Origin of the sequence: Sphingomonas faeni (assembly GCF_040407565.1) — a bacterium.
In the GTDB taxonomy this organism is placed as follows: Bacteria; Pseudomonadota; Alphaproteobacteria; order Sphingomonadales; family Sphingomonadaceae; genus Sphingomonas; species Sphingomonas faeni_F.
On record NZ_JAPZPR010000001.1, the window covers coordinates 736,798 to 763,626 of the forward strand.

Annotated in this window: 20 protein-coding genes; 15 read left to right on the forward strand and 5 right to left on the reverse strand. The window is 66.5% G+C overall.

Annotation, left to right across the window (positions count from 1 at the left end):
- Positions 1–222 precede the first annotated feature (222 nt).
- Positions 223–3,132, forward strand: a complete 2,910-nt coding sequence (locus O6Y00_RS03220) for a M16 family metallopeptidase (RefSeq protein WP_353441168.1) — start codon at positions 223–225, stop codon at positions 3,130–3,132.
- 156 nt (positions 3,133–3,288) lie between these two features.
- On the opposite strand, the gene O6Y00_RS03225 is transcribed toward O6Y00_RS03220, so the two are convergent.
- The 3 genes from O6Y00_RS03225 to O6Y00_RS03235 all read right to left on the reverse strand — a co-directional run bounded on the left by O6Y00_RS03225 (position 3,289) and on the right by O6Y00_RS03235 (position 8,288).
- Positions 3,289–5,073 carry an AMP-dependent synthetase/ligase gene (locus O6Y00_RS03225; protein WP_353441169.1) on the reverse strand — a complete coding sequence of 595 codons (1,785 nt, stop codon included), beginning with the start codon at positions 5,071–5,073 and terminating at the stop codon, positions 3,289–3,291.
- A 233-nt stretch (positions 5,074–5,306) separates the two neighbouring features.
- Entirely contained in the window at positions 5,307–7,046 is a 1,740-nt protein-coding gene (ggt, locus tag O6Y00_RS03230; protein WP_353441170.1) for a gamma-glutamyltransferase, read from the reverse strand.
- A gap of 180 nt (positions 7,047–7,226) precedes the next feature.
- Entirely contained in the window at positions 7,227–8,288 is a 1,062-nt protein-coding gene (locus O6Y00_RS03235; protein WP_353441171.1) for a quinone-dependent dihydroorotate dehydrogenase, read from the reverse strand.
- Between the two features lie 264 nt (positions 8,289–8,552).
- On the opposite strand from O6Y00_RS03235, the gene O6Y00_RS03240 reads away from it, so the two are divergent.
- From O6Y00_RS03240 to O6Y00_RS03285, 10 genes are all read left to right on the forward strand, one after another.
- Positions 8,553–8,981 (forward strand): SUF system Fe-S cluster assembly regulator, encoded by a 429-nt coding sequence (locus O6Y00_RS03240; protein ID WP_056057656.1) that lies wholly within the window; start codon positions 8,553–8,555, stop codon positions 8,979–8,981.
- 124 nt (positions 8,982–9,105) lie between these two features.
- Entirely contained in the window at positions 9,106–10,596 is a 1,491-nt protein-coding gene (gene sufB, locus O6Y00_RS03245) for a Fe-S cluster assembly protein SufB (RefSeq protein WP_060523826.1), read from the forward strand.
- A complete protein-coding gene (locus O6Y00_RS03250) occupies positions 10,589–11,005 on the forward strand; it encodes a hypothetical protein (protein ID WP_353441172.1) in 417 nt (138 codons plus the stop codon). Before sufB ends, O6Y00_RS03250 begins: the two co-directional genes overlap by 8 nt.
- The gene (gene sufC, locus O6Y00_RS03255; RefSeq protein ID WP_056489234.1) at positions 10,992–11,735 is read left to right on the forward strand and encodes a Fe-S cluster assembly ATPase SufC; all 744 of its coding nucleotides are present in this window, start codon (positions 10,992–10,994) and stop codon (positions 11,733–11,735) included. Before O6Y00_RS03250 ends, sufC begins: the two co-directional genes overlap by 14 nt.
- 83 nt (positions 11,736–11,818) lie before the next feature.
- Positions 11,819–13,003, forward strand: coding sequence for a SufD family Fe-S cluster assembly protein (locus O6Y00_RS03260; protein ID WP_353441173.1), 1,185 nt, complete (start codon positions 11,819–11,821; stop codon positions 13,001–13,003).
- Positions 13,000–14,247 carry a cysteine desulfurase gene (locus O6Y00_RS03265; protein ID WP_353441174.1) on the forward strand — a complete coding sequence of 416 codons (1,248 nt, stop codon included), beginning with the start codon at positions 13,000–13,002 and terminating at the stop codon, positions 14,245–14,247. The genes O6Y00_RS03260 and O6Y00_RS03265 overlap by 4 nt, the downstream gene beginning before the upstream one ends.
- Positions 14,244–14,705 (forward strand): SUF system Fe-S cluster assembly protein, encoded by a 462-nt coding sequence (locus tag O6Y00_RS03270; protein WP_056057670.1) that lies wholly within the window; start codon positions 14,244–14,246, stop codon positions 14,703–14,705. The genes O6Y00_RS03265 and O6Y00_RS03270 overlap by 4 nt, the downstream gene beginning before the upstream one ends.
- A gap of 112 nt (positions 14,706–14,817) precedes the next feature.
- The gene (locus tag O6Y00_RS03275; protein WP_353441175.1) at positions 14,818–15,171 is read left to right on the forward strand and encodes a HesB/IscA family protein; all 354 of its coding nucleotides are present in this window, start codon (positions 14,818–14,820) and stop codon (positions 15,169–15,171) included.
- Between the two features lie 308 nt (positions 15,172–15,479).
- Complete coding sequence (locus tag O6Y00_RS03280; RefSeq protein WP_353441176.1) at positions 15,480–16,871, forward strand: amino acid permease; 1,392 nt, start codon at positions 15,480–15,482, stop codon at positions 16,869–16,871.
- Positions 16,868–17,737 (forward strand): S-methyl-5'-thioadenosine phosphorylase, encoded by an 870-nt coding sequence (locus tag O6Y00_RS03285; RefSeq protein ID WP_353441177.1) that lies wholly within the window; start codon positions 16,868–16,870, stop codon positions 17,735–17,737. Before O6Y00_RS03280 ends, O6Y00_RS03285 begins: the two co-directional genes overlap by 4 nt.
- A gap of 512 nt (positions 17,738–18,249) precedes the next feature.
- Here O6Y00_RS03285 and acnA read toward each other — a convergent pair.
- Positions 18,250–20,934, reverse strand: coding sequence for an aconitate hydratase AcnA (gene acnA / locus O6Y00_RS03290; RefSeq protein ID WP_353441178.1), 2,685 nt, complete (start codon positions 20,932–20,934; stop codon positions 18,250–18,252).
- 312 nt (positions 20,935–21,246) lie between these two features.
- Positions 21,247–21,465 carry a hypothetical protein gene (locus O6Y00_RS03295; protein ID WP_353441179.1) on the reverse strand — a complete coding sequence of 73 codons (219 nt, stop codon included), beginning with the start codon at positions 21,463–21,465 and terminating at the stop codon, positions 21,247–21,249.
- Between the two features lie 347 nt (positions 21,466–21,812).
- Here O6Y00_RS03295 and O6Y00_RS03300 point away from each other — a divergent pair, with 347 nt between their 5' ends.
- The 4 genes from O6Y00_RS03300 (at position 21,813) to O6Y00_RS03315 (ending at position 26,701) form a co-directional block, all read left to right on the forward strand.
- Complete coding sequence (locus O6Y00_RS03300) at positions 21,813–22,283, forward strand: MarR family winged helix-turn-helix transcriptional regulator (RefSeq protein ID WP_353441180.1); 471 nt, start codon at positions 21,813–21,815, stop codon at positions 22,281–22,283.
- Entirely contained in the window at positions 22,280–23,692 is a 1,413-nt protein-coding gene (locus O6Y00_RS03305; protein ID WP_353441181.1) for an efflux transporter outer membrane subunit, read from the forward strand. The genes O6Y00_RS03300 and O6Y00_RS03305 overlap by 4 nt, the downstream gene beginning before the upstream one ends.
- On the forward strand, positions 23,689–24,852 hold the full coding sequence (locus O6Y00_RS03310) for an efflux RND transporter periplasmic adaptor subunit (protein ID WP_353441182.1): 1,164 nt from the start codon (positions 23,689–23,691) through the stop codon (positions 24,850–24,852). Before O6Y00_RS03305 ends, O6Y00_RS03310 begins: the two co-directional genes overlap by 4 nt.
- 304 nt (positions 24,853–25,156) lie before the next feature.
- Positions 25,157–26,701 carry a DHA2 family efflux MFS transporter permease subunit gene (locus O6Y00_RS03315; protein WP_353441183.1) on the forward strand — a complete coding sequence of 515 codons (1,545 nt, stop codon included), beginning with the start codon at positions 25,157–25,159 and terminating at the stop codon, positions 26,699–26,701.
- Positions 26,702–26,829: the final 128 nt, after the last annotated feature.

Sequence of the window (26,829 nt, forward strand, 5' to 3'; positions counted from 1 at the left end):
GGCGCCCCGGCGTGCTGCCGGCTCGCCCGATTCCCGCCACAATGAAGACTGCCCCAGTTCGGCTCCGACCGTCATCTCTACCCTGTATCCCGGCACACTGCGCCGCCGATCCCCTTGTTAGGACACGATATACCGGCAGTGTTGGACGAAATGATGGCGCCGCACGCCCGGTGCGGAGGCAGGGCACTGGCGAGCGACGCCCGCGACCGCTACAGGTGAGCCATGGTGTCCTTTTCGCGCTTGTACCGCGCTCCCGTCCTCATCCCCGTCATCCTCGGCCTCGCCATTCCGGCGAGCGGCCAGATGGCGACGCAGCAGGCCGTATCCACCCCTGGCAAGGAAGCGCCGACGCTTCCCGAGCTGCCGGGGATCGACACGACCGCGTGGCTCTACAAGGGCAGCGACCTCACGCGGGATCCGGAGTGGAAGTTCGGAACGCTGCCCAACGGCATGCGCTTTGCGGTACGCAAGAACGGCGTGCCGCCCGGCCAGGTGTCGGTGCGCGTGCGGATCGATGCGGGGTCGCTCAACGAAACCGACAGCGAGCAGGGGTTTGCGCATTTCATCGAGCATCTGTCGTTCCGCGGCTCCGAGTACGTGCCGGACGGTGAGGCCAAGCGCGTGTGGCAGCGGTTCGGGGCGACCTTCGGCTCGGATACCAATGCGCAGACCACGCCGACCTCGACCACGTTCAAGCTAGACCTGCCATCGGCGACCGAAGCTGGCCTCGACGAGAGCCTGAAGATCATGTCGGGGATGATGGAGAAGCCGGTCATCACCGACGCCTCCGTCACCGCCGAGCGGCCGGTCGTGCTGGCGGAGCAGCGCGAGCAGCCCGGGCCGCAGGTGCGGTTCGGGGATGCGATCCGCGCGACGTTCTTCGCCGGGCAGCCGCTCGCGGATCGCTCGCCGATCGGCAACATCAAGACGCTGGAGGCTGCCACTGGTGCCACGGTGAAGGCGTTCCACGATCGCTGGTATCGGCCGGAGAACACCGTCGTCATCATCTCGGGCGACATGGACCCTGCACTGTTCGGGCGGCTGATCGTCAAGAATTTCGCGGACTGGAAGGGTATCGGGCCGGTCGTGCCCGCGCCCGACTTCGGCAAGCCCGATCCAAAGGCACCGGTCTCCGCGACGATCGCCGAGCCGGCTATCCCCGCGGTGGTGACGCTCGGCGTGGTGCGGCCCTGGGAGTATAAGGACGACACCGCGATCATGAACCAGAAGCGGTTGGTCGATGTGCTGGCCACCCGGCTGATCAGTCGTCGGCTGGAGACGCGGGCGCGCGCGGGCGGCAGCTTCCTGCAGGCGGGCGTGTCGATCGACGACGTGTCGCGCTCGGCGAACCTGACCAGCGTCAACATCGTGCCGATCGGGACGGACTGGGAGGCTGCGTTGAAGGATGTTCGCGCGGTGATCGCCGATGCGCAGACCAACGCGCCGAGCCAGGCCGAAGTCGACCGCGAATATGCCGATTTCGACACGATCATGCGGACCAGCGTCGAGACGGCGAAGGTCGAGGCCGGCTCGAAGCAGGCGGACGACATGGTCGGTGCGCTCGATATTCGCGAGACGGTCGCGGGGCCCGAGACGTCGTACAAGATTTTGCAGGACGCCAAGGCGAAGGACATGTTCACGCCCGCCACGCTGCTCGCGTCGAGCAAGGCTATTTTCGAAGGCATCACGCGCGCTCTCGTCAATACGCAGACGCCCGATGCCGGTGCCGCAACGAAGCTGGCGACCGCGTTGAAGGCGGACGTTTCGGGGCTGGCCGGCAAGCGTCGTGCGCAGGCTGCGGTCGACTTCTCGAAGCTGCCGTCGCTCGGCAAGCCCGGCGTCGTCGCCAGCCGCGAGAAGATCGCCGCGTTCGACATGGAGCAGGTGAACTTCGCCAACGGCACGCGCGTGCTGCTGTTCCCGAACGCGGGTGAGACCGGGCGCGTGTATGTGCGCGTGCGGTTCGGCGGCGGCTATACCGCGATCCCGTCGAACCGGCCGACGCCGGCCTGGGCGGGGGATCTCGCATTGGTCGCCGGGGGGATCGGCAAGCTCGACCAGGGCGATCTCGACCAGCTGACCGCGGGGCGTCGGATCGGGCTCGACTTCGGGATCGACGACGATGCGTTCACGCTGAGCGCGATTACGTCGCCGGCGGATTATTCGGATCAGTTGCGGCTTATGGCGGCGAAACTCGCGTTCCCGGCTTGGGATCCGGCGCCGGTGGCGCGCGCTCGGGTGGCGGCGCTCGCGGGGTTTGCCGGGTATGATTCGTCACCTGATGGTGTGTTGTCGCGGGACCTCGAAGGTTTGCTGCGGGCAGGCGATCCGCGCTGGGGGACGCCGTCGAAGCCGACCGTCGAGGCGCTGAATGCGAAGGACTTCCGCGCCTTCTGGGAGCCGATCCTGAAGACCGGGCCGATCGAGGTTTCGATCTTCGGCGACGTGAAGACCGAGGACGCGATCGCCGCGGTGGCGAAGTCGTTCGGGGCGATGAAGCCGCGCACCGCCGTGTCGACGGTCGGTGCGCCGGTCGGCTTCCCCGCGCATAATGCAACGCTGGTGATGCGTGCGCATACCGGGCCCGAGAACCAGGCGGCGGCGGTGATCGCCTGGCCGACGGGTGGTGGGATCGACAACATCGTCGAGGCGCGGCGTCTCGACGTGCTGGCCCAGGTGTTCAGCGACCGGCTGTTCGAACGGCTCCGGCAAGCGGCCGGCGCGAGCTACAGCCCCAACGTGTCGAGCCAGTGGCCGGTAGGCATGAACACCGGCGGGCGGATGGTCGCGATCGGGCAGGTCGCACCGGACAAGGTGTCGTTCTTCTTCCAGATCGCGCGGCAGATCGCGGCGGAACTGGTGTCGACGCCGATCGCGGCGGACGAGCTGGACCGGATCAAGAAGCCGATGGGGCAGTATATCCTGCGCGCCTCGACCGGAAACCAGTTCTGGTTGCAGCAGCTCGGCGGCGCGACGTTCGATCCGCGGCGGATCGCCGCGACGCAGCGGATTGCGAGCGATCTGGTGGCGACTACGCCAGTAAAGTTGCAGGCGACGGCGGCGAAGTATCTGCGGCCGGAGAAGGATTGGACGATGGCCGTGGTGCCGGCCGCGACTCCCGCGAAGAAGTGAGCGCCTAAGCCCTCTCCCCGCCGGGGAGAGGGAGGGAGGAGCCGCTGGGCGACGGAAGGGCGAGGGGCTTTGGCGGAGGCGTTGCGAGCCTCACTCCCCTCACCCTCCCACACGCAAGCGCGTGCGGGCCCCTCCCTCTCCCCGGAGGGGCGAGGGTTATTTGTAGAGCCCGTCCAGGCGTTCGCCGTAGGCCTGCTTCAATACATGCCGGCGGATCTTCAGGCTGGGGGTCAGCTGCTCGTTCTCGATCGTGAACGGGCCGTCGGCTAGTACGAACCGCCGTACGCGCTCCGTTACGGTCAGATCCTTGTTTACCCGTTCGACCGCATGCCCGATCGCCGTCCTGAACTCGCTGTTCTCCGCTAGCCGCGCAAAGCTGCACGCGTCGCCATTCCCCGCGCACCATTCCTGCGTCCACTCGGGATCGGGCACGATCAGCGCGACCATGTAGGGGCGCTTGTCGCCGGCGATCATCGCCTGCGCGATTTCGGGCTGGAGCGTCAGCATCCCCTCGACTTTTTGCGGGGCGACGTTCTCGCCCTTGTCGTTGATGATGAGGTCCTTCTTGCGGTCGGTGATGCGGATCCGGCCGCGGTCGTCGATCTCGCCGATGTCGCCGGTGTGGAGCCAGCCGTCCTTCAGCACCTTGGCGGTCTCGGCATCGTTGCGCCAATAGCCGTGCATGACGAGTTCGCCGCGGACCAGGATCTCGCCGTCCTCGGCGATGCAGACCTCGGTGTCCTTCAGCGCGGGGCCGACCGAGTCCATGCGCACGCCGGCCTTAGGGCGGTTGCACGAGATGACCGGGGCGGCTTCGGTTTGGCCATAGCCTTGCAGGAAGGTAAGGCCGAGCGCCTCGAAGAACAGGCCAACTTCGGGATTGAGCGGGGCGCCGCCGGATATCATCGCCTTCAACCTGCCACCGAACTTCTTCGAGATCTTCGGCTTGAACAGCGTGGCGACGGCAGCCTGCATCGGCCGGTCGATCAGCCGCAGGCGGCCGGCATAGCGCTTACCGCCGATGTCGAGCGCTTGGCGCAGGAGGTAGGCCGAGGCGCCGCCCTGCTTCTCGATCGTCTTCGAGATGCGCGTGCGGAGGACTTCGAACAGGCGCGGGACGACGAACATGATCGTCGGGCGTGTTTCCTCGATGTTCGCGGCGAGCTTTTCGAGGCCTTCGGCGTAGTAGATCTGGCCGCCGAGCGAGATCGGGAAATGCTGGCCGCCGGTGTGTTCGTAGGCGTGGCTCAAGGGGAGGAACGAGAGGAAGACCTCGTCGTCCCAGCCGAAATCTTCCGAGATGACGGACGCGCAACCCGCGCAATTGTGGAGGATCGCGCCGTGGTGCTGCATCACGCCGCGCGGGGCGCCGCCGGTGCCCGACGTGTAGATGATGCAGGCGAGGTCTTCGCGTTCGAAGCCGGCGCGGGCGGCGGCGGTTTCGGGCGCGGTCTGGTGCGCGGCGATGAGCGCGTGCCAGTTGTGGAAGTCGATCGAGGCGGGGACCTTCATGTCCTCGAGCCCGATCACCGTGTGCGCCTGGTTCGAGCGGATGACCGCTGGGAGGAGGGTCTTCGCGAGCTTGGCGGTCGAGACGATGATCGCGCAGGCGCCGGCGTTCTCGATGATGTGGAGGTGATCGCGCTCGGTGTTGGTGATGTAGGTCGGCACGGTGATGCAGCCCGCGGCCATGATCGCAAGGTCGCTGAGGCACCATTCGGGGCGGTTCTCGGCGACCAGCATGACGCGGTCGCCGCGTTTCAGGCCGATCGCGGTCAGCGCGGTAGCGAGGCTGGCGACCTGGCGCGCGGCGTCAGCCCAGCTGGTTGCGACCCATGTGCCGCTCGTCTTGGTCCAGAGGAACGGCGCGTCGCCTTTCTCCGCGGCGCGCGCGAAGAACATCGTGACGAGATTGGGGAATCGTTCGAGCTGGCGGGCCATTGTCTCTCCCTGAGCGCTGTGCCGTTGCGCCTTGTACGACGCGATTCTGAGCGTTGGACGGTTAGTGCGTCATAACCGGCGGGGGCTCAACCCCATCCGCTGCCACGGGCTCGACACCTCCCCGGCGGAGGCCGGGGTCCAGTTGGGAAACGTTGCTAATTGACGTTTGCGCGTCGTTACTGCGACCTTTCCAACTGGACCCCGGCCCCCGCCGGGGAGGTGGACTTTGGTCGTTACTCCGGCGCGCGCTGGAGGGCGCCGACGCGCTGGATTTGGGTGACGGTGCCATCCTGGCTGATCGCGACGCCTTCGCTGCGAGGGTCTGCGGCGCCAACCCATTTGCCGCCGACGCGCTCGATCGCGTTGGCCTTCAAGCCGAGTGCTGCGACCTGGACGGTCTCGCCTAGCGCCTGCAACGCTGGCACCATCGCCTCGCGTTCGGTGCCCTTTTCCGCCGCGGCAACGTGGCCCGGCGCATACAGCAGTCCGAGCGCGATCGAGTCCTGTGCCGACAGTTTCCAGTCGACCACGCCGATGATCGCCTTGGCCACCTGCGCGATGATCGTCGAGCCGCCTGCCGCGCCGACCGCGAGGCGAACCTTGCCGTCGGGGCCGTAGACGATCATCGGCGACATCGAACTGCGCGGCCGCTTGCCGCCCTCGACCCGGTTGGCGACGAGGGCGCCGTCCTTGACGGGGACGATGTCGAAGTCGGTGAGCTGGTTGTTGAGGACGGTGCCGTCGACGGTGATGCCAGAGCCGAAATAGCCCTCGACGGTGGTGGTGACCTCGACGACGTTGCCGCGGGCGTCGACCGTCGCGATGTCGGTGGTGCCGGGGACTTCGCTAACCGGGGCGCGGGTGCGCGCGGGGGCTCCGCAAGGCGACCCGGCGGTGACGGTCGCCATCGTCTTCGCGGGGGAGATCAGTGCGGAGCGCAACGCGAGATACTTGGCGTCGAGCATGCCCTGGACCGGCACGCGGACGAAATCGGGATCGCCGACGTACAGGTCGCGGTCGGCATAGGCGAGACGCGAGGATTCGGCGAACAGGTGCCAGGCCTGCGCGCTGTCCTTGCCGAGTTTGGTCATGTCGAAGCGTTCGAGCTGCTTCAGGATCATCAGCACGGTGATGCCGCCGGACGAGGGCGGGCCCATCCCACACACACGGTAGACGCGGTATTTGACGCAGACCGGCGGGCGCGACTTGGCGTCGTAGCTGGCGAGGTCGCCGAGCGTCATCTTCGACGGATTGCGCGCGGCGGTGTTGACCGCGGTGACGATCTTCTGCGCCTCGGGACCGACGTAGAAGCTGTCGGGGCCTTGGGTCGCGATGCGCTGGAGTAGCGCGGCTTGCTGCGGGTTCTTGATGACCGCGCCGATCGCGACCGGCGAGCCGTCGGGCGCGGAGAAGAGCTTTCGCGTCTCCGCCGTGATGTGGTCGCCATAGGCGGTCATGCCGTTGACGAGGCGGGGGGAGGCCTGGAAGCCGTTGGCCGCGAGGCGGATCGCGGGGGCGAACAGTTGCGCCCAGGGGAGCTTGCCCGACGCGCGGTGCGCGAGCGCCATGCCGCGGAGTGCGCCGGGAATGCCGACGCTGCGCCCGCCGGGGACTGCGTCGCTGTGGCTCAGCGGCGTGCCGTCTGGGGCGTAGAACCAGCGGGCGTCGGCTGCGGCGGGGGCCTCTTCGCGCGCGTCGATCGTGCTGAGCGCGCCGCCGGCCGCGTGGGAAATCCAGAAGCTGCCGCCGCCGATGCCCGAGCTTTGCGGCTCGACGACGTTGAGTGCCAGCATCGTCGCGATCGCGGCGTCGGTGGCGCTGCCGCCGGCGCGGAGGATCTCGACGCCGGCGGCTGCGGCGCGCGGGTCGGCGGCGCTGACCATGCCTTGATCTTTGGCCGGGGCGGGGGCGGCTTGGCGTGCCTCAGTGGCAGTTGGGACGACGAGGGCGAGCGCTAGGAGAGAAGTCTTCATCGAGCGCGAGCCTAGCGGGGTTCGGACATGAGGCAACCCATCTCGGAACCTTGCGATCCTCCCCCGCCAGGGGGAGGTGGCTGGCGCTTGCCAGACGGAGGGGGCGGAAGAAGCAACCGCTGTTGCGTGTCCTCCCCCTCCGTCACCTTCGGTGCCACCTCCCCTGGCGGGGGAGGATCGTTAGGAGTCGACCCCCACTGCGTCGGCGACCGTGGCGAAACCGTCGCGCTTCAGCAGCGCGTCGAGTTCGCGGAGAATGCGGGCGGGGAGGCCGGGGCCTTCGTAGACAAGCGCGGTGTAGAGTTGGACGAGGCTCGCGCCGGCGCGGAGGCGGGCATAGGCCTCCGCGCCGCTGTCCACGCCGCCGACCGAGATCAGCGGAATCGCAGCCCCAGTCGCCTTGCGAAAGTCCGACAGGCGTTGGCGGGCTAGCGGGGCGAGGGGGGTACCGGACAGGCCGCCGGTTTCCTTGGCGTTGGCCGAGCGCAGGCCGGGGCGGGAGATCGTCGTGTTGTTGACGATCAGCGCGTCGATCCGGTTGTCGAGCGCGGCTCGGGCAATGTCGTCGATGTCGGCGGCTTCGAGGTCGGGGGCAACCTTGAGGAAGATCGGCGTCGTGCCCTTGGCGGCGGTGCAGGTGGCGAGGAGGTCGCGGAGCGCTGCACCGTGCTGGAGGTCGCGCAGGCCGGGGGTGTTGGGGGAGCTGATGTTGATAGTGATGTAATCGGCGTGGGCGGCGGCTCGGGTTACGCCGTGGACGTAGTCGGCGGTGCGATCGGTCGCGTCCTTGTTGGCGCCGACGTTGATGCCCAAAACTTTGTTTCCCCGCGAAGGCGGGGACCCAGACTGGGCACCCGCCTTTGCGGGTGAACATACTCTTTGCAGCGCTGCATCGAGGCCGCCATTGTTGAAGCCGAGGCGGTTGATCACCGCACGGTCCTCGGGAAGGCGGAAGATGCGTGGCTTCGGGTTGCCAGGTTGCGGCACCGGCGTGAGTGTGCCGATCTCGACGCTGCCGAAGCCCAGTCCGAAGAACCCGTCGATCGCGCGGCCGTCCTTGTCGACGCCGGCGGCCAGGCCTACCGGGTTGGGAAAGGCGATCCCCGCCACGGTCGTCGCGAGCCGCGGCACGCTGGGGACGAGCGGCGTGCCGGCCTTCCCCCATGCGCCGAGCGCGGTGATGGTGAGTGTATGCGCGCGCTCGGCGTCGAGACGGAAGAGGATCGGGTGGTAGAAGGCCATGCGCGTCGTCCTTGCTCCCCTCCCTGGAAGGGAGGGGTTGGGGGTGGGTAGGTGTGGGGTGCGTGCTGCGATCGCCAACCGGCCCACCCACCCCCGACCCCTCCCTTCCAGGGAGGGGGGAAGTCAAGCTTTCGGGTTGTGTGCGATGCGGAAACCGGTCCCCAGTTGCGAGTCGTTAGCATGGCTCAGCGGGTTGACGATGCACTGCACAACGCCCATTTGACCAATCGGATCATATCGGTCCGATTGGACTCCTAAGCCACCATGCGTCTTTCCAGCCTTGCCGACTATGCGGTCGTGATGATGAGCGCTGCGGCGCGTCATTGCGGCGGTATCGCGCGGCTGAACGCGACGTTGCTCGCGGAGGAGACCGGCGTACCGCTGCCGACCGTGCAGAAGCTGGTGAGCCGACTGTCCGCGGCGGGATTGATCGAGAGCACGCGCGGTACCGGCGGCGGCTTTCGCCTGTCGCGCCCACCCGCGATGATCTCGCTCGCCGACATCATCGAGGCGGTCGAAGGTCCGATCGCGCTGACCTCGTGCGTCGATGGCGCCTCGCAAGATTGCTGCGTCGAGCAGACGTGCAAGGTGAAGCCGCACTGGAACGCCGTCAACGGCGCGGTCCGTGGTGCGCTCGCCGGCGTGTCGCTCGCCAGCCTTTCGCAAACCCCGGTTTTGCAGGTGCCCGCATGACCTTGCGCGCAGCTTACCCCTTCCTCCGCGCTCTCTGCGCCTCTGCGCGCAAAGAATCTTGTTCGCGCCGAGACGCAGAGAGCGCCGAGTTTTTAGAGAGCCGCGCCGCGGCGGAGATGGAATGATGGCTACCCGGAACGCAGAGGCATACGCCGCCGCGAACAAGACGTACGAGTGGGGCTTCTCCTCGGACATCGAACAGGAATTCGCGCCGAAAGGTCTGTCGGAAGACACGGTGCGCTTCATTTCCGCCAAGAAGGGCGAGCCGCAGTGGATGCTCGACTGGCGGCTGAAGGCGTTCGCGTTGTGGCAGACGATGGAAGCGCCCGACTGGTCGAAGCTCAACGTGCCCCCGATCGATTACCAGGACGCGTATTATTACGCTGAGCCCAAGGCGAAGCCGAAGCTCGGGTCGCTCGACGAGGTCGATCCGGAGATCCTGCGCGTTTACGAGAAGCTCGGCATTCCGATCGGCGAGCAGAAGATGCTGGCGGGCGTGGTCGAGGATCCGCTGAACGAGGACGGCACGCCCAAGCGTCGCGTCGCGGTGGATGCGGTGTTCGACAGCGTCTCGGTCGCGACCACGTTCCGCAAGGAACTGGAGGCCGCGGGCGTGATCTTCCGCTCGATCTCCGAGGCGATCAAGGAATATCCCGAGCTCGTCCGGAAGTGGCTCGGCAAGGTCGTGCCGCAGCGCGATAACTATTTCGCGACGCTGAACTCGGCGGTCTTCTCCGACGGCACGTTCGTCTACATTCCCGAGGGCGTCCGCTGCCCGATGGAGCTGTCGACGTACTTCCGCATCAACGCCGAGAATACCGGGCAGTTCGAGCGCACGCTGATCGTCGCGGACAAGGGATCGTACGTCTCGTATCTCGAGGGCTGCACCGCGCCGATGCGCGACGAGAACCAGTTGCATGCCGCCGTGGTCGAACTGGTCGTGCTCGACGATGCCGAGATCAAGTACTCGACCGTGCAGAACTGGTATCCCGGCGACGAGAACGGTGTCGGCGGGATCTACAACTTCGTCACCAAGCGTGCGCTGTGCCAGGGCAAAAACTCGAAGGTCAGCTGGACTCAGGTCGAGACCGGCAGCGCGATCACGTGGAAATACCCGTCGTGCGTGCTGCTCGGCGATGGCTCGGTCGGCGAGTTCTATTCGGTCGCGGTGACGAACAATCGCCAGCAGGCCGATACCGGCACGAAGATGATCCACCTCGGCAAGAACACGCGATCGACGATCGTGTCGAAGGGGATTTCGGCCGGGCGTTCGGACAACACGTACCGAGGCTTGGTGCGCGTCGCGCCGACTGCGGAGGGCGTGCGGAACTTCACGCAGTGCGACAGCCTGCTGCTCGGCGACCAGTGCGGCGCGCATACCGTGCCGTATATCGAGGTCCGCAACCCGTCCGCGCAGATCGAGCATGAGGCGACGACGTCGAAGATCTCCGAGGACCAGCTGTTCTACGCGATGTCGCGCGGGCTGGACCAGGAGGCGGCGGTGGCGCTGATCGTGAACGGCTTTGCGCGGGAGGTGTTGCAGCAGCTGCCGATGGAGTTCGCGGTGGAAGCGCAGAAGCTGTTGGGGATTTCGTTGGAGGGGTCCGTTGGATAGCCCATACTTCTTCGAGCGCACTACTTATTGGTCTCAAGGTGACGAGAACGCCCATTTCACATGGCTGCTGAGCCTCGAATGTCTTGCCGATGCCAAAGGCATCGGTGATCGGGTTTATCTCGATATCGATGAGTCCAAAGTCAGTCCGGAACAGTGGTGGGAGCTCCACGCCATATACAAGCGGTATGGCGGCGATACCGATCAGCTCACGCATCTGCCGGCGCGCCGGGCCATTGATGTCCATGAGCGTTTAATCGGCGCTGACTTGGATGATGATTACGCGAGAGCAGTATCTGGCGAGGACGTAGCCGAGATCGATCGAATATTGGCGCTTGTGAGCGCTAATCGGGATGATGCCGCTGTCACTCACTGGCTACTACACCTTAGGATTGATGATGCTGAAAATTGAAAACCTCCACGCCGAGATCGACGGCAAGGAAATCCTCAAGGGCCTGTCGCTCGAAGTGAACGCGGGCGAGGTGCACGCGATCATGGGGCCGAACGGGGCGGGCAAGTCGACGCTGGGCTATGTGCTCGGCGGGCGGCCCGGTTACGAGGTCACGGCGGGCTCGGTGACGTTCGACGGCGTCGACCTGCTCGAACTGGAGGCGCATGAGCGCGCCGCGGCGGGCGTGTTTCTCGGCTTCCAGTATCCGGTCGAGATCCCCGGCGTGTCGAATGTCCAGTTCCTGCGCGAGGCGCTCAACGCCCAGCGCGCGACGCGGGACGAGAAGCCGTTGTCGGGGGGCGAGTTCCTGAAGCTTGCGCGCGGGCAGGCGGATCTGCTCGGCATGGATTACGACATGCTCAAGCGGCCGGTGAACGTCGGCTTTTCGGGCGGCGAGAAGAAGCGTAACGAGATGGTCCAGATGGGCATCGTCAACCCGAAGTTCGCGATCCTCGACGAGACCGATTCGGGGCTCGACATCGACGCGCTGCGCGTCGTCGGCGACGGCATCAACCGCATCATGCGCGCGCCCGACAAGGCGGTGCTGCTGATCACGCACTACCAGCGGTTGCTCGATTACGTGGAGCCGGACTTCGTGCACGTGCTGGCGGACGGCAAGATCGTCCGCTCGGGCGGCAAGGACCTTGCCAAGCAGCTCGAGAGCGAAGGCTATGTGGGGATCGCCGCGTGAGTGTTCTCTCGCAAATCCTCCCCGGTACGGGGAGGGGAACCAGCGAAGCTGGTGGAGGGGGTTCTCCGCTGGAGGTAGCGTCTGTGGAAGCCCCCCTCCACCCCGCCGCTACGCGTCGCGGTCCCCCTCCCCGTGCCGGGGAGGATTTCAGGATCGGACTTCCCTCCACCCGCGAGGAATCCTGGCGCTGGGGTGATCCGGCGGCGATTGTGGCGGCGGCTGAGCTGCCTCGCGGTGCTGCGCTGGATGCTGGCGAGTGGTTTTTGGACCTGCCGGGTGCGCGGGCGGTGTTTGTCGATGGTGTGCTCGACGAGGCCCGGAGCGATCTGCGGCACGTCGCGATCGCGCAGATCGACGGCGGGTCGCACGCGCTTGGGCGTCGAACGACCGGTCTGGGCTGGTCCTTGCGCGTCGAGGCGGATGCGACGGCCGAACTGATCCAGATCGTCCACATCGCGACGGGCGGCGACAACCAGCTTCCCGCGGAGATCGTTCTCGTCGGGGGCGCGAGCGCGTCGGTGGTCGAGACGTATGTCGGGGCTGGCTGGTCGAACCGGTCGACGCGAATGGCGCTTGGCAAGGGTGCCAAGCTGACGCGCGCGGTGCGGTTGCTTCAGGCTGACGGCTTCGTGTCGTTGCGCGACGAGGTCGAGATCGGTGCCGAGGCGAGCCTGATCGTGACGGTGCTCGGCGCGGGCGATGCCGGGACGCGGATCGATGGGGCGATCACCGTGACGGGTGACGATGCGTTTGCCGAATATGGTGGCGCGTTGCTGACGCGGAACGACCAGCGGCAGGAGTGCGCGGTGTCGGTGCGGCATGCCGCGCTGAACGGGCAGAGCAAGCAGATCTGGCGTGCCGTCGCGGCGGATAAGTCGACGGCCAGCCTTGCGGCGCGGGTCGAGGTGGCGCGCGATGCGCAGAAGACGGACGGCGTGCAGTCGCTTCGCGGGCTGCTGTTGCAGCGGACCGCGACGGTGAATTTGAAGCCCGAGCTGGAGATTTTCGCGGACGACGTGAAGTGCGCGCACGGCGCGACGGTCGGCGAACTCGATCAGCGCGCGCTGTTTTACATGCAGAGCCGCGGCATCCCGCATGCCAAGGCGCAGGCGCTGCTCACGCGCGCGTTCGTGGGGGATGCGTTCGTGCAGATCGGTGACGAGACCGTCCGCGAGGCTTTCGTGGCGGATGCGGATGCGTGGCTGGAGCGGGCGCTTTCTGCTCCCCTTCCGCCTGCGGGAGGGGTTGGGGGAGGGGCTTCATCATGAGTATTACCCTCGACCAAGCCCTCCCCCGACCCCTCCCGCAAGCGGGAGGGGAGGCGCTGGATCGACTGTCGGACTTCCCGGCGATCCCCGAGGGTTGGGCGTATCTCGACACCGCTGCCACCGCGCAGAAACCGCAGGTCGTGGTCGACGCGACTACGCGTGCGTATGGCGAGACCTACGCCACCGTGCACCGCGGCGTGTACCAGCGGTCCGCGGACATGACCGTCGCTTACGAAGCGGCGCGTAAGGCCGTGGCGCGGTTCATCGGTGCGGGATCGTCGGACGAGATCGTGTTCGTGCGCGGTGCTACCGAGGCGATCAATCTCGTCGCGCAGTGCTGGGCCGGGACGCAGTTGAAAGCAGGCGACCGCATTCTCCTTTCCATGCTCGAGCATCATTCGAATATCGTGCCGTGGCAGATGATTGCGGAACGCCTCGGCGTCGCGATCGACGTATTGCCGCTGACGCCCGACCACCGCATCGATCTCGACGCGATGGAGCGGATGATCACGCCCGCGCACAAGCTGGTCGCGCTCGGGCATGTCTCGAACGTGCTCGGCTCGGTGCTCGACGCCAAGCGTGCTACCGAGATCGCGCATTCGGTCGGCGCGAAGATCCTGCTCGACGGGTGCCAGTCGGTGCCGCGGATCACGGTCGACGTGAAGACGATCGGCTGCGATTTCTACGTGTTCTCCGGGCACAAGCTCTACGGGCCGACCGGGATCGGCGTGCTGTGGGGGAAGCCGGAATTGCTCGACGCGATGCCGCCGTACCAGGGTGGTGGGTCGATGATCGACAAGGTGTCGTTTGCGAAGACCACTTACGCGCCGCCGCCGGGACGGTTCGAGGCGGGCACACCGCATATCGTCGGCGCGCTCGGGCTGCATGCGGCGATCGACTATGTCGAGAGCATCGGGCTCGACGCAATTCACGCGCACGAGACCGCGCTGGTGACCGCCACGCGTGATGCGCTGTCGGGGATCAATTCGGTGCGCCTCTATGGCCCGGCGGACTCGGCGGGGATCGTGAGCTTCACGATCGAGGGGGTTCATCCGCACGACATCGGCACCATATTGGACGAGGAGCGCGTCGCGATCCGTGCCGGCCATCACTGCGCGCAGCCGTTGATGGAGGCGCTGGGCGTCGAGGCGACGGCACGCGCGAGCTTCGGCGTGTATAACGGGCCGGCGGACGTCGAGGCGCTGGTGCGCGGTATCGAGCGAGTAACGAGGATCTTCAAATGAGCGATCGGTTCGAGATCGAGGAAGTGGATGCGGTCGCATCGCCGCCCAAGGCGCGCGTCGTCATGGAAACGGATTCCGACGCGGAGCGGAAGCGCGATTATCTCGCCGGATTCCTGGCGCAGAAGCCGCAGGTGGACTCGCCCGGCGAGCCCGGTGGCGCGGTGTACGATGCGATCATCGATGCGCTGAAGGAGATCTACGATCCCGAGATCCCGGTGAACATCTATGATCTGGGACTGATCTACGGCGTCGAGGTGACCGAGGACGGGCATGCGGTGGTGGCGATGACGCTGACCACGCCGAACTGTCCGGTCGCGGAGTCGATGCCGGCGGAGGTCGAGATGCGCGTCGGTTCGGTGCCTGGGGTCGGGTTTGCGGAAGTGAACCTGGTTTGGGATCCGCCTTGGGATCCGCAGAAGATGTCGGATGAGGCCAAGCTCGAGCTGGGCATGCTGTAATCATTCCCCTCCCGCTTGCGGGAGGGGTTAGGGAAGGGGAGAGCGGAACGCTGCTGTTCAAGCCCTCCCCCAACCCCTCCCGCAGGCGGGAGGGGAGCAGAAGGAATTGGTGATGGCGACGACATTGCGAGCACGACCGGCGGCGCTGAACCTCACGGAGACGGCGCATGCGCGGATCGCCGATCTTATGGCTCGGGCTCCGGGGGGTGCGATCGGGGTGAAGCTGTCAACGCCTAAGCGTGGGTGTTCGGGGCTGGCCTATTCGGTGGACTACGTCACCGAGGCCAAGCCTTTCGACGAGCGGATCGATACACCGGGGGGGACCTTGTTCGTCGATGGCGGGTCGATTTTGTACCTGATCGGGTCGACTATGGATTGGGTCGAGGATGATTTCACCGCCGGGTTCGTGTTCCAGAACCCCAATGCCAAGGGTGCGTGTGGGTGCGGCGAGAGCTTCACCGTTTGAGTACCAGCGTTAGCTAATTTGTGTCCCCGCGAAGGCGGGGACCCAGGCTGGGCTCCCGCCTTCGCGGGAGAACAAGGAAGTGCAGACTGCCGTTCGATTTCGGCTCCCCTTCTACCACCCCGGCGAAGGCCGGGGCCCAGTTGGGAGATGCTGCTGACATAGCGTTGCGCATCGTCGCAATGACCTCGTCAACCGGACCCCTGCCTCCGCCGGGGAGGATATTTTCGCTGAGGTAGGCGATCGGCCGCTGGCCTTGCCCCTTGGTCTCGTCCTGTGCCACTCCCCGCGGCAAAGAAGAGGGGATATCCGTGGCCAGTCTGTTTCGCCGAAAAATCGTCACCGAGCAGCCGCCCGAGCATCAGCTTGCCCGGACCTTGTCGTGGCCGCACCTCGTGGCGATGGGCGTCGGCGGGATCGTCGGCACGGGCATCCTCACGCTGATCGGCGTCGGCGCAGGGCTCGCGGGCCCCGCCGTCATCCTGTCCTTCATCATCGCCGGCGGGATATGTGCCTGCGCGGCGCTCGCCTATGCCGAGATGGCGACGATGATCCCCGCCTCGGGCAGCGCCTACACCTACAGCTACGTCGTTCTCGGCGAATTGATCGCTTGGGTGATCGGCTGGTCGCTGATCCTCGAATACTCCCTCGTCGTGTCGACCGTCGCGGTTGGCTGGTCGGGCTATGCCGCGCCGTTGCTGCGCGGTGCGTTCGGGTTCCCCGAGGCGCTGACGCTCAGCCCAGAACTTGGCGGCATCCTCAACGTGCCGGCCATCTTCATCATCGCGGTGGTCGCGGGCGTGCTGTCGTTCGGGACGCGCGAGAGTGCGACGTTGAACGCGGTGCTGGTCGGCGTGAAGATGATCGCGTTGACCGTGTTCGTGTTCATCGCGCTGCACTATTTCAACAGCGCCAACCTGCATCCGTTCATGCCTTATGGATTCCCCAAGGCGGTTCAGCCCGACGGAGCCGAGCGCGGCGTCATGGCTGCGGCGGCGATCATCTTCTTTGCCTTTTATGGGTTCGACGCGATCTCCACCGCGGCGGAGGAGACCAAGAACCCCGGCCGCGACCTCGCGATCGGGATCGTCGGGTCGATGGTCGCCTGCATCGCGATCTATATCCTCGTCGCGGTCGCTGCGGTCGGAGCGTTGTCGTACACGAAATTCGCCGGCAGCGCCGAGCCGCTCGCGCTGATCCTCCGCGAGATTGGTCGGCCGGGGTTCGCGACCTTCCTCGGTGCTTCGGCCGTGATCGCCTTGCCGACGGTGCTGCTCGCGTTCCTGTTCGGGCAAAGCCGGATCTTCTTCACCATGGCACGCGACGGTCTGCTCCCGCTGAGCCTCGCCAAGGTCTCCAGGCGAGGTGCCCCCGTCCGCATCACCTGGATCACCGCGGCGATCGTCGCGGTGATCGCAGGCCTGTTGCCGCTCGCCGAAATCGCCGCGCTCGCCAACGCAGGTACGCTTGCCGCATTCGTCGCGGTCTGCGCGTGCATGCTGGTGATGCGCCGCCGTGCGCCCGACGCGGTCCGCACGTTCCGCGCGCCGGCGGCGACGCTGGTCGGCACGATCGGTATCCTCGGCTGCCTGTACCTCTTCTTCAGCCTGCCCTCGAAGACGCAGCTGTATTTCGGGCTGTGGAACCTGCTCGGTCTCGCGATCTACTTCGTCTACGCTCGGCCGAGGGCGCTCGCCAAATGAGCGGCTGGACGATCGGCATTATTGGCGGGTCGGGGCTGTACGCGGTCGACGGGATCGAGGACGGCGGCTGGCAGACGGTCGAGACGCCGTGGGGCGAGCCATCGGACGCGATCTACACCGGCCGCGTCGGGCATGTAGGTGTCGCGTTCCTGCCGCGGCATGGGCGGGGGCACCGGATCTCGCCTTCGGCGCTGAATGCGCGGGCGAATATCGATGCTTTGAAGCGGCTTGGCGTTACGGACGTGCTGGCGGTGTCGTCGGTCGGGTCGCTGGTCGAGCAGCGGCCGCCGGGGAGTTTCACCGTCGTCGACCAGTTCATCGATCGTACCAAGGGGCGGCCGTCGAGCTTCTTCGGGACGGGCCTTGTAGCGCATGTTTCGATGGCGGACCCGGTTTGTCCGCGGCTGTCGCGCTATGTCGCCGACGCTGCGCGCAAAGCCGGCGCACAGGTCGGCGACCGCGGCACCTATCTCGCGATGGAAGGCCCGCAATTCTCGACTCGGGCGGAAAGCCGGCTCTACCGTCAATGGGGCTGCGATGTGATCGGGATGACCGCGATGCCCGAGGCGAAGCTCGCGCGGGAGGCGGAGCTTCCGTATGCGCTGGTCGGGATGGTGACGGATTATGACTGCTGGCGCGAGGACGAGGCTGGCGTCGACGTCGCGCAGGTCGTGGCGCAGCTTGGCGCGAATGCGGCGAAGGCTCGGGCGATGGTGATGGCGTTGCTGCGCGCGCTGCCGGTGGAGCGGGAGGCTTCGCCGATCGATACGTGCCTGGATTGCGCGATCATTACGGCGCGGGAGGCTCGCGATCCGGCGTTGGTGGCGAAGCTGGATGCCGTGGCGGGGCGGGCGCTTTCCGTCTGAACAGGGGTCCTCCCCTGCAAGGGGGGGTGGCGCGAAGCGACGGAGGGGTACGCCTTGTCGAGAGCGGGTCACCCCTCCGTCAGCACTGCGCGCTGCCACCTCCCTTTGTAGGGGAGGATGAGTTTGAGCTTAGTCAGGTGAAAAGTTCGTCATTCGCCGCGTTCGACATATTCTTGCAACATATCGGGGCGATGGGGAGTGCGTCGCCGCTCCCTTTCCCCCTGTGGACGGCGACTTGACCGGGTCTCCCCTGTCCCGGTCCTCTCCCTGAACTACGGGGCGATCCTTGCGATCGCCCCGCCTTTTTTGTTCGGGAGCGCGCGGGGAGCCGCGGCGCGAGACGCGCGACAAACCTGAGATTTTGGAAGTCTATCGATCCTCCCCCGCCAGGGGGAGGTGGCAGGCGCTTGCCTGACGGAGGGGGAGGTAAGGGAAACCTCTGTTCCGTGTCCTCCCCCTCCGTCGCCTACGGCGCCACCTCCCCCTTGCGGGGGAGGATCGTGGGGCAGTCTTTACGCGGCCAGCTTGCGCAGGACGTAGTGGAGGATGCCGCCGTTGAGGAAGTATTCCAGCTCGTTGACGGTATCGATCCGGCACTTGGTCTGGAACGTCTCGCTGGTGCCGTCGGCGCGGGTCATCTTCACCGTCACGTCCTGGCGCGGGCGGATGCTCGCCACGTCGAGGATCGTGAACGTCTCGGAGCCGTCGAGGCCGAGCGTCTTGCGATCGGTGCCTTCGGCGAACTGCAACGGCAGCACGCCCATGCCGACCAGGTTCGAGCGGTGGATGCGCTCGAAGCTCTCGGTGATCACGGCGCGGACGCCGAGCAGGTTGGTGCCCTTCGCCGCCCAGTCGCGCGACGATCCGGTGCCGTATTCCTTGCCCGCGACGATCACGAGCGGCGTGCCGTCCTGCTTGAAGCGCATCGCGGCGTCGTAGATCGCCATGACTTCGCCGTCGTACTTCGACATGCCGCCTTCGACGCCGGGGACCATCTCGTTCTTGATGCGGATGTTGGCGAAGGTGCCGCGCATCATCACGTCATGGTTGCCACGACGTGCGCCATAGCTGTTGAAGTCCGCCTTGCTGACCTGATGCTCCTGCAGGAAGCGGCCAGCGGGGCTGTCGGCCTTGATCGAACCGGCCGGCGAGATGTGATCGGTGGTGATTGAATCGCCGAGGATCGCGAGCGGCTTGGCGTCGATGATGTCCTGCACCGGCGACGGCGTCATGCTGAGGCCCTCGAAGTAGGGCGGGTTGGCGACATAGGTCGACCCTGCGCGCCATGCGTAGGTGTCCGAGCCCGTGACGTCGATCTCGCGCCATTTGGCGTCGCCCGCATAGACGTCGCCGTAGCGCGCACCGAACATGCCCGCGTCGATGTTGGCGTCCATCGTCGTGCGGACTTCCTCGTTGGTCGGCCAGATATCGCGCAGATAAACGTCCTGCCCGTCCGAACCCTGGCCCAGCGGCGTCTCGATCATGTCGGTCGTGACGGTGCCCTTGATCGCATAGGCAACGACCAGCGGGGGCGAGGCGAGGAAGTTGGCGCGGACGTCGGGCGACACGCGGCCCTCGAAGTTGCGGTTGCCCGAGAGCACCGACGCGGCGACTAGGTCGTTCTCGTTGATTGCAGCCGAGATCGCAGGCGCGAGCGGACCCGAGTTACCGATGCAGGTGGTGCAACCGTAACCGACGAGGTTGAAGCCGAGCGCGTTCAGGTCCGCGGTCAGCCCAGCCTTGTCGAGATAGTCGGTAACGACTTGCGAACCGGGGGCGAGCGAGGTCTTCACCCACGGCTTCGACTTGAGACCGAGTGCGTTCGCCTTGCGCGCGACGAGCCCTGCGGCGACCAGTACTGACGGGTTCGAGGTATTGGTGCAGCTGGTGATCGCGGCGATGACGACGTCGCCGTCGCCGATGTCATGCTCGCGACCCTCGACCGCGACGCGGGCGGGCTGCTCCTTGTGGTACAGCTTGTGGAGGTCGCTGTTGAAGACCTCGTCGACCTTGTTGAGGCTGACGCGGTCCTGCGGGCGCTTGGGGCCGGCGAGCGAGGCGACGACGGTGCCCATGTCGAGTTCGAGCGTGTCGGTGAACACCGGATCCTCGGCGTTCTCGTCGCGCCAGAAGCCATTAGCCTTGGCATAGGCCTCGACCAGCTCGACGTTCTCATCCGAGCGTGCGGTAAGGCGCATGTAATCGAGCGTCTTGTCGTCGATCGGGAAGAAACCGCAGGTCGCGCCATACTCAGGCGCCATGTTGGCGATCGTCGCGCGATCGGCGAGCGTCATCGACGACAGGCCGGGGCCGAAGAACTCGACGAAGCGGCCGACCACGCCCTTGGCGCGCAGCATCTGCGTGACGGTGAGCACGAGATCGGTCGCGGTGATGCCCTCGTTCAGCTTGCCGAGCAGCTTGAAGCCGACGACCTCGGGGATCAGCATCGACACGGGCTGGCCGAGCATCGCGGCCTCAGCCTCGATCCCGCCGACGCCCCAGCCGAGCACGCCCAGGCCGTTGATCATCGTGGTATGGCTGTCGGTACCGACCAGCGTATCCGGATACGCGATCATCGTGCCGTTGCCGTGCTCGTCCGAGCTAGCCGACGACCAGACGGCCTGACCGATATATTCGAGGTTCACCTGGTGGCAGATGCCCGTGCCGGGGGGGACGACCTGGAAATTGTCGAGCGCCTTGCTGCCCCATTTGAGGAACTCGTAGCGCTCGATGTTGCGCTCATATTCGAGGTCGACGTTGTCGTGGAATGCCTGCGGCGTGCCGAACTCGTCGACCATCACCGAGTGATCGATGACGAGGTGGACGGGGACCTGCGGGTTGATCTTCTCGGGGTTGCCGCCGAGCTTGGTCATCGCGTCGCGCATCGCGGCGAGATCGACGACACACGGCACGCCGGTGAAATCCTGCATCAGCACGCGTGCGGGGCGATACTGGATCTCGCGGTCGCTGCGGCGCTCCTTCTGCCAGTCGACGATCGCCTGGATATCCTCGCGCGTGACGGTCACGCCGTCCTCGAAGCGCAGCAGGTTTTCGAGAAGGACCTTCATCGAGAACGGCAAGCGGCTGATGTCGCCGAGCTGTTCCGACGCCTTGGCGAGGCTGTAATAGTCGTACGACTTGCCGCCGGTGGAGAGGCTGGTGCGGGTCTTGAGGGTATCCTGGCCAATGGCAGTCATAGGGGTCCTTCCCGTGGGCGTCGGGCCGCCGGGCGCCGAGGGGAAAGCAGCCGTATAGGCCACGCGGGCGCGTCGGGGACCGAGCGAAAAATGCTGTTACCGGAGGGGCCTTAGCAAGGGGGAGCGGATCGGGGAAGGGTAGGGTGACGGCATTGTCAGCTATTAATCGACGGCCGTTTGTTTTCGCCAGTGTCTGTCAGGAGCCGGCAGCGAGCAATCCATTCGCTTCGACGCGGTCAGGCGAGGTCGCCGTTCGGATCGACCGGGCTCGGCTGCGCAGCGGGCAGACAATGCAGCTGACTGCAGCGCTGGTCAGCGCAATGAAGCATCGTCGAGATTGACGCCGCGTCGTGCCTCGTCGAGCAATCGCACGGCGCGGCGCTGCTCGCGCAGCCTCGAAGTTCGATCGGCATAACTGTCCGCCAAGCGCGCATGCGACGACTTGGCCGCCCGATCGGGCGCCGCTTCGCAGGCCGCGCGTTCGACCGCTTCGCGCATCAGGCTGTATTCGATATCGTATCGGACGATCATCGCAGGCACTCCTCGGGCTCTGCAAGCGAGAGGCTCGATCCTCCCCGTCGCTACCCTGCTCGCGGCATGCGGAAGCGATACAGCGCATTACACGATTTAGCGGCGAACACCTAGTCCGGCTGCTGGCGCGACAGTGGTTCAAGGCGACCTTCGTGTGTCACCTTTAACGGTGCGCTTGCAGCAGGTTGCAACGATACCGGAGCCAACGTCTGGTCGATCGCGTCCTATTTCGCGGCAGCCACTCTTCCATAGTTCCGCGACGGTTTACGGCGACAGCCGTCATGTTCCGTCGATCCGACTCGGAAGAAGCATTTGACTGCCCAGGCAATGGTTGCCATGGCAACTAAATGGTTTTTTACACGAAGACTGCGTTCACGCCCGAATGCTCGGTCGGCTATCAGGCGCGCCGCGTCCACCAGCTCGGCCAGGGTCTGACCGAGCCGATCTTCGCCGACGAGGGGATGTCGGGAACGCAATGGTCGGCGCTGATGTCGATCTGGACGGGCCGCGCCACGACATGCGCCGACCTTTCGCGTGACCTGTCGCATGACAAGGGCGCGACCACGCGCCTCGTTGACACGTTGGAGCAGCGCGGATGGGTCACGCGGTCGCGGGCCGCGGACGACCGGCGGATCCTCAATCTCGAACTCACCACGGACGGCGAGGCGGTCGCGATCCGGTGCCGGGATCGGGTGATCGACTATTGGAACCGCCTGTTGGTGGACTGGGACAAGACCGAGATCGAGACGCTGATTGGCTTGATGCAGAAATTGCGGATCACGCTCGATGCCGCCGCCACCGAAGGACGCAGGCCATGACGATCACGACGTTTCGGGTTGGCGCGGTCGCGACGGCGATGCTGTTGGCGGGGTGTGCGATCCCTGCCTCGCAGACAATGGTAGCGCCGCTTTCGGATAACGCGCTCGGGCTGTCGGGCGAGGCGGCACCCATGATCGCCAGCGACTGGTGGCGCTCGTTCGGCGACCCGCAGCTCGATCGACTGGTCCGCGATGCGGTGGCGGGCAGTCCGTCGCTCGATGCGGCGCTGGCGCGGGTCGCGCAGGCACAGGCGGTGCTGTCGACACGCCGTGCCGATAACGGCCCCGAGGTGACGCTCGATGCGCAGGAGCAGTTCGCGCGGCTGAGCGGTCGCTACACCATCCCGCCGCCCTATGCGGGGTCAACGCGGTTCGTCGGGACGGTGGCCGCGAATTTGTCCTGGAACCTTGATCTGTTCGGGCGGCAGAAGGCGGCGATCGCGGGTGCGCGGGCGTCGGTGCGCGCGGCGGCGCTCGACGTCGCGGCGGCACGGATGGCGCTCTCGGGTGCGGTGGTGCAGACCTATATCGATCTCGAACGGGCCGAGGCGCAGGCGGCGATCGCGCAGCGGACGATAGCAACCCGGGAAAATTCGCTCCGGCTGGTAAACGTGCGGATCCGAAACCAACTTGGCAGCAAGCTCGATGCGCAGGCCGCGACCACGTTGCTAGCGCAGGCGCGGCAGGCGCTGCTGCGCGCGCAGGCGGCGCAGGTGCTTGCGAAGAACGCGCTGGCGGCGCTCGCCGGGCGCGGGGCGGATTATTCCGCGACGATCGGCTCCACGGCGCTGACGCTGGACGCCGGTTTGGCATTGCCCAAGACGGTCCCTGCCGATCTTCTTGCCCGCCGCGCGGACATCGCGGCGGCCCAGGCGAGGATCGAGGTGGCCGCCGCTGGCCGCCAGGTCGCTCGGAAAGCGTTTTATCCTAACGTCAATCTCGCGGCGATGGCGGGGTTCCAGGCGATCGGGCTCGGCAACCTGCTGTCGCTGGATGCGGGAACGGCCGGCATAGGCCCGGCGATCCACCTGCCGCTCTTCGACAATGGGCGGCTGAAAGCGGATCTCGCGGGTGCCACCGCGGCGCTCGATCTGGCGACCGCGGACTATAATGATCGGGTGATCGGCGCGGTCCGCGAGGCGGGGGACGCGGTTGCGCGGATCGGTGCGCTCGACGCTGATCGGACGAGACAGCGCGAGGTGGTGCGCGGCTATGCCGAAACCGGGCGGCTGAACGCGATCCGCGTTTCCAGCGGGCTCGATAACCGCCTCGACCTTGTCGACAATGATGTGCGCTTGCTCGCCGCCGAACAGGCTGATGCCGACCTTGCCGCAGATGCCGCGCAACAGCGCGTGCAACTGGTACTGGCACTGGGCGGCGGTTTCGATTTTCAGGGTGTGACACGATGACCGATACGCAGACTCCGCCACCTGCCGCTGCGCCCGCGGGCAATCCGCAGGTCCGAAAGCGTGCGCTGACGATCCTCGCCGTAGTCGTCGTGATCGGTGCGATCACATGGGCGGTGTTTCATTTCTTGCTCGCCGCGCCCGAGCAGGAAACCGATGATGCCTATGTCGCGGGCGACGTCGTCTCGATCACCGCGCGCGATCCGGGCCAGGTGACCGCGATCCATGCCGACAACACGCAGGTCGTGAAGGCCGGGCAGCCACTGATCGACCTCGACGCGGCGACCGCCGATGTCGGGTTGGCGTCGGCCGAGGCCGAGCTCGCACGGGCGGTGCGTGCCACGCGGTCGGACTTCTCGAAGGTGAACGAGACCGGCGCCGCCGTCGTGCAGGCCGAGGCCGAACTGGCGCGCGCGCGGAACGACCTTGTGCGACGACGCGGTGCTGCTGCCGAGGGCGCAATCTCCGGCGAAGAGCTGAGCCATGCGGCGGATCAGGTGAAGGTGGCGGCGGCGACGCTGCAGCTCGCGCGCAGCCAGCAGGCGCAGTCGCGTAGCGGCGTTGCTGGGACGACCGTGTCGAACAACCCGGCGGTGATGGCGGCGATCGCGGCGTATCGGCGCGCGGCGATCACGCGCAGCCACATGCACGTCGTCGCGCCGATCGACGGCGTTGTCGCGCAGCGTACCGTGCAGCTCGGGCAGCAGGTGTCGGCGGGGATGCCGCTGATGTCGGTGGTGCCGCTCGACCGGGTGTGGGTCGACGCGAATTTCCGCGAGACGCAGTTGCGCGACCTGCGGATCGGGCAGGCGGCGACGGTGACCGCGGATATGTACGGCGACGATCTGGTCTATCACGGACGCGTGGTCGGGCTGGGCGCGGGCAGCGGCAACGCCTTCGCGCTGTTGCCGCCGCAGAACGCGAGCGGCAACTGGATCAAGATCACCCAGCGCGTGCCGGTGCGGATCGCGCTCGACAAGGGCGAGTTGCGGCGGAATCCGCTGCGGGTCGGGCTGTCGGTGAATGCGATCGTCGATACGGCGGACAAATCCGGGACGATGGTCGGGCGGCCTGCGACGGCGGCGTACAAGGGCCTGGCGACAGGTGCGGGCAACCCCGCGGTCGAGGCGAAGATCCGCCAGATCATCGCGGCGAACCGGTGATTATCGTGCGTCGTGTGCTCCCGAACTGCGGGGCTGATGCTGGCGCGTGCATCCTTGTTCTCCCGCGAAGGCGGGAGCCCAGTCTGGGCTCCCGCCTTCGCGGGAGAACAAGAAGCGGACGGTTCGCTGTGTTGGGGGCACCACCCCGGCGTTGCAAACCACCCCGGCGGAGGCCGGGGCCCAATTGGCAAGGTGGTCGTAACGTAGCACCGTCCTTCAGCAACAGCGTTCCCCAATTGGGCCCCGGCCTTCGCCGGGGTGGTGCCCGTGCTCGGGTGCTCCGCTCTCACCGGAGCGCTCGCTGATGGCCGCCCCCTCCACCACCGGCCCCGCCCCGCTCGTCGGCGGCTCGCTCGCGCTGACCGCGTTCGCGCTGGCGCTCGGCACGTTCATGCAGGTACTCGACACCACGATCGCCAACGTGTCGTTGCCGACGATCGCCGGCAACCTCGGCGTCAGCAGCGACAACTCGACCTGGATCGTCACGGCGTTTGCGGTCGCCAACGGCGTCGCGGTGCCGCTGACCGGGTGGCTGATGGGCCGGTTCGGCGTGGTGCGGACGTTCTGCGTGTCCGTCGCGCTGTTCACGATCGCGTCGTTCCTGTGCGGGATCGCGTGGGACCTGCCGTCGCTGATCGGCTTCCGCGTTCTGCAGGGCGCGGTGTCGGGCCCGATGATCCCGGGCAGCCAGGCGCTGCTGATCGCGATCTTCCCCGCGCACAAACGGGGCACCGCGCTGGCGATCTGGTCGATGACGACGCTGGTCGCGCCGATCATGGGGCCGATTCTCGGCGGCTATATCTCCGACAATTATCACTGGAGCTGGATTTTCCTGATCAACGTCCCGTTCGGCGTGTTCACCGCGTTCGTGTGCTGGAACAAGCTCGGCAAGCGCGACACGCCGACGCGGAAGCTGCCGATCGATCAGGTCGGGCTGATCCTGTTGGTGATCTGGGTCGGTGCGCTGCAGATCGTGCTCGATCTCGGCAAGAACGACGACTGGTTCGCCGCCGACCGTATCGTCATCGCCACCGTGATCGCCGCGATCGGGTTCGTCGGCTGGTTGATCTGGGAACTGACCGATGCCAACCCGGCAGTAAACCTCACGCTGTTCAAGAACCGCAATTTCGCAATCGGGACGACCGCCTTCTGCCTCGGCTATGCGGTGTTCTTCGCCAACACGTTGCTGCTGCCGCTCTGGTTGCAGACGCAGATGGGCTATACCGCGACCTGGGCCGGGCTGGTCGCAGCGCCGTCGGGCGCGGTCGCGGTGATCCTGACGCCGTTCGTCGCCAAGCTCGCGGGCAAGTTCGACGCGCGCATTCTCGCCAGCGTGGCGTTCGCGGCGTTCGGCTACTCCTATTATCTGCGCTCGGGCTACACGACGTACGCCAGCTTCTACGACCTGATGCTGCCGATGCTGGTGCAGGGGATCGCGATGAGCACGTTTTTCCTGTCGATGCTGACGATCTCGTTCGATCGCATCCCGGCCGAGCGGCTGCCCTCGGCGACCGGTATCTCGAACTTCGCGCGGATCACGGCGGGCAGCTTCGCCGCGTCGCTGATCACCACTGCGTGGGACCGGCGCGAGACGCTCCACCAGAGTCGCTTGTCGGAAGCGGTGGGAGCAGGGTCGCCGTACCAGATGGCGCGCGAAGGCCTGTCGCGGATGGGGCTGACCGACGTTCAGGCCGCGGCGGCGATCACTCGGCAGATGGTCGGGCAGGCGTATCTGCTGGCCTCGACCGACCTGTTCCGGCTGTCGTCGTTACTATGCCTCGCGCTGATCGTGCTGGTCTGGTTCACCCGTCGGGCCGATCCGCCCAAAGGTCCGATCGCGGCGGATTGAGGCAACAAATTAATCATCCTCCCCCGCCAGGGGGAGGTGTCGCCGAAGGGGACGGGGGGAGGACACGGAACCTCCGTTTCCCTTTCCTCCCCCTCCGTCTGGCAAGCGCCAGCCACCTCCCCCTGGCG

Bases quoted from the DNA above. Each gene is read 5' to 3' on its own strand.
- O6Y00_RS03220 (WP_353441168.1), top strand. From the start codon at position 223: ATGGTGTCCTTTTCGCGCTTGTACCGCGCTCCCGTCCTCATCCCCGTC.
- O6Y00_RS03225 (WP_353441169.1), bottom strand. From the start codon at position 5,073: ATGGCCCGCCAGCTCGAACGATTCCCCAATCTCGTCACGATGTTCTTC.
- ggt (WP_353441170.1), bottom strand. From the start codon at position 7,046: ATGAAGACTTCTCTCCTAGCGCTCGCCCTCGTCGTCCCAACTGCCACT.
- O6Y00_RS03235 (WP_353441171.1), bottom strand. From the start codon at position 8,288: ATGGCCTTCTACCACCCGATCCTCTTCCGTCTCGACGCCGAGCGCGCG.
- O6Y00_RS03240 (WP_056057656.1), top strand. From the start codon at position 8,553: ATGCGTCTTTCCAGCCTTGCCGACTATGCGGTCGTGATGATGAGCGCT.
- sufB (WP_060523826.1), top strand. From the start codon at position 9,106: ATGGCTACCCGGAACGCAGAGGCATACGCCGCCGCGAACAAGACGTAC.
- sufC (WP_056489234.1), top strand. From the start codon at position 10,992: ATGCTGAAAATTGAAAACCTCCACGCCGAGATCGACGGCAAGGAAATC.
- O6Y00_RS03265 (WP_353441174.1), top strand. From the start codon at position 13,000: ATGAGTATTACCCTCGACCAAGCCCTCCCCCGACCCCTCCCGCAAGCG.
- O6Y00_RS03270 (WP_056057670.1), top strand. From the start codon at position 14,244: ATGAGCGATCGGTTCGAGATCGAGGAAGTGGATGCGGTCGCATCGCCG.
- O6Y00_RS03275 (WP_353441175.1), top strand. From the start codon at position 14,818: ATGGCGACGACATTGCGAGCACGACCGGCGGCGCTGAACCTCACGGAG.
- O6Y00_RS03285 (WP_353441177.1), top strand. From the start codon at position 16,868: ATGAGCGGCTGGACGATCGGCATTATTGGCGGGTCGGGGCTGTACGCG.
- acnA (WP_353441178.1), bottom strand. From the start codon at position 20,934: ATGACTGCCATTGGCCAGGATACCCTCAAGACCCGCACCAGCCTCTCC.
- O6Y00_RS03295 (WP_353441179.1), bottom strand. From the start codon at position 21,465: ATGATCGTCCGATACGATATCGAATACAGCCTGATGCGCGAAGCGGTC.
- O6Y00_RS03300 (WP_353441180.1), top strand. From the start codon at position 21,813: ATGGTTTTTTACACGAAGACTGCGTTCACGCCCGAATGCTCGGTCGGC.
- O6Y00_RS03305 (WP_353441181.1), top strand. From the start codon at position 22,280: ATGACGATCACGACGTTTCGGGTTGGCGCGGTCGCGACGGCGATGCTG.
- O6Y00_RS03310 (WP_353441182.1), top strand. From the start codon at position 23,689: ATGACCGATACGCAGACTCCGCCACCTGCCGCTGCGCCCGCGGGCAAT.
- O6Y00_RS03315 (WP_353441183.1), top strand. From the start codon at position 25,157: ATGGCCGCCCCCTCCACCACCGGCCCCGCCCCGCTCGTCGGCGGCTCG.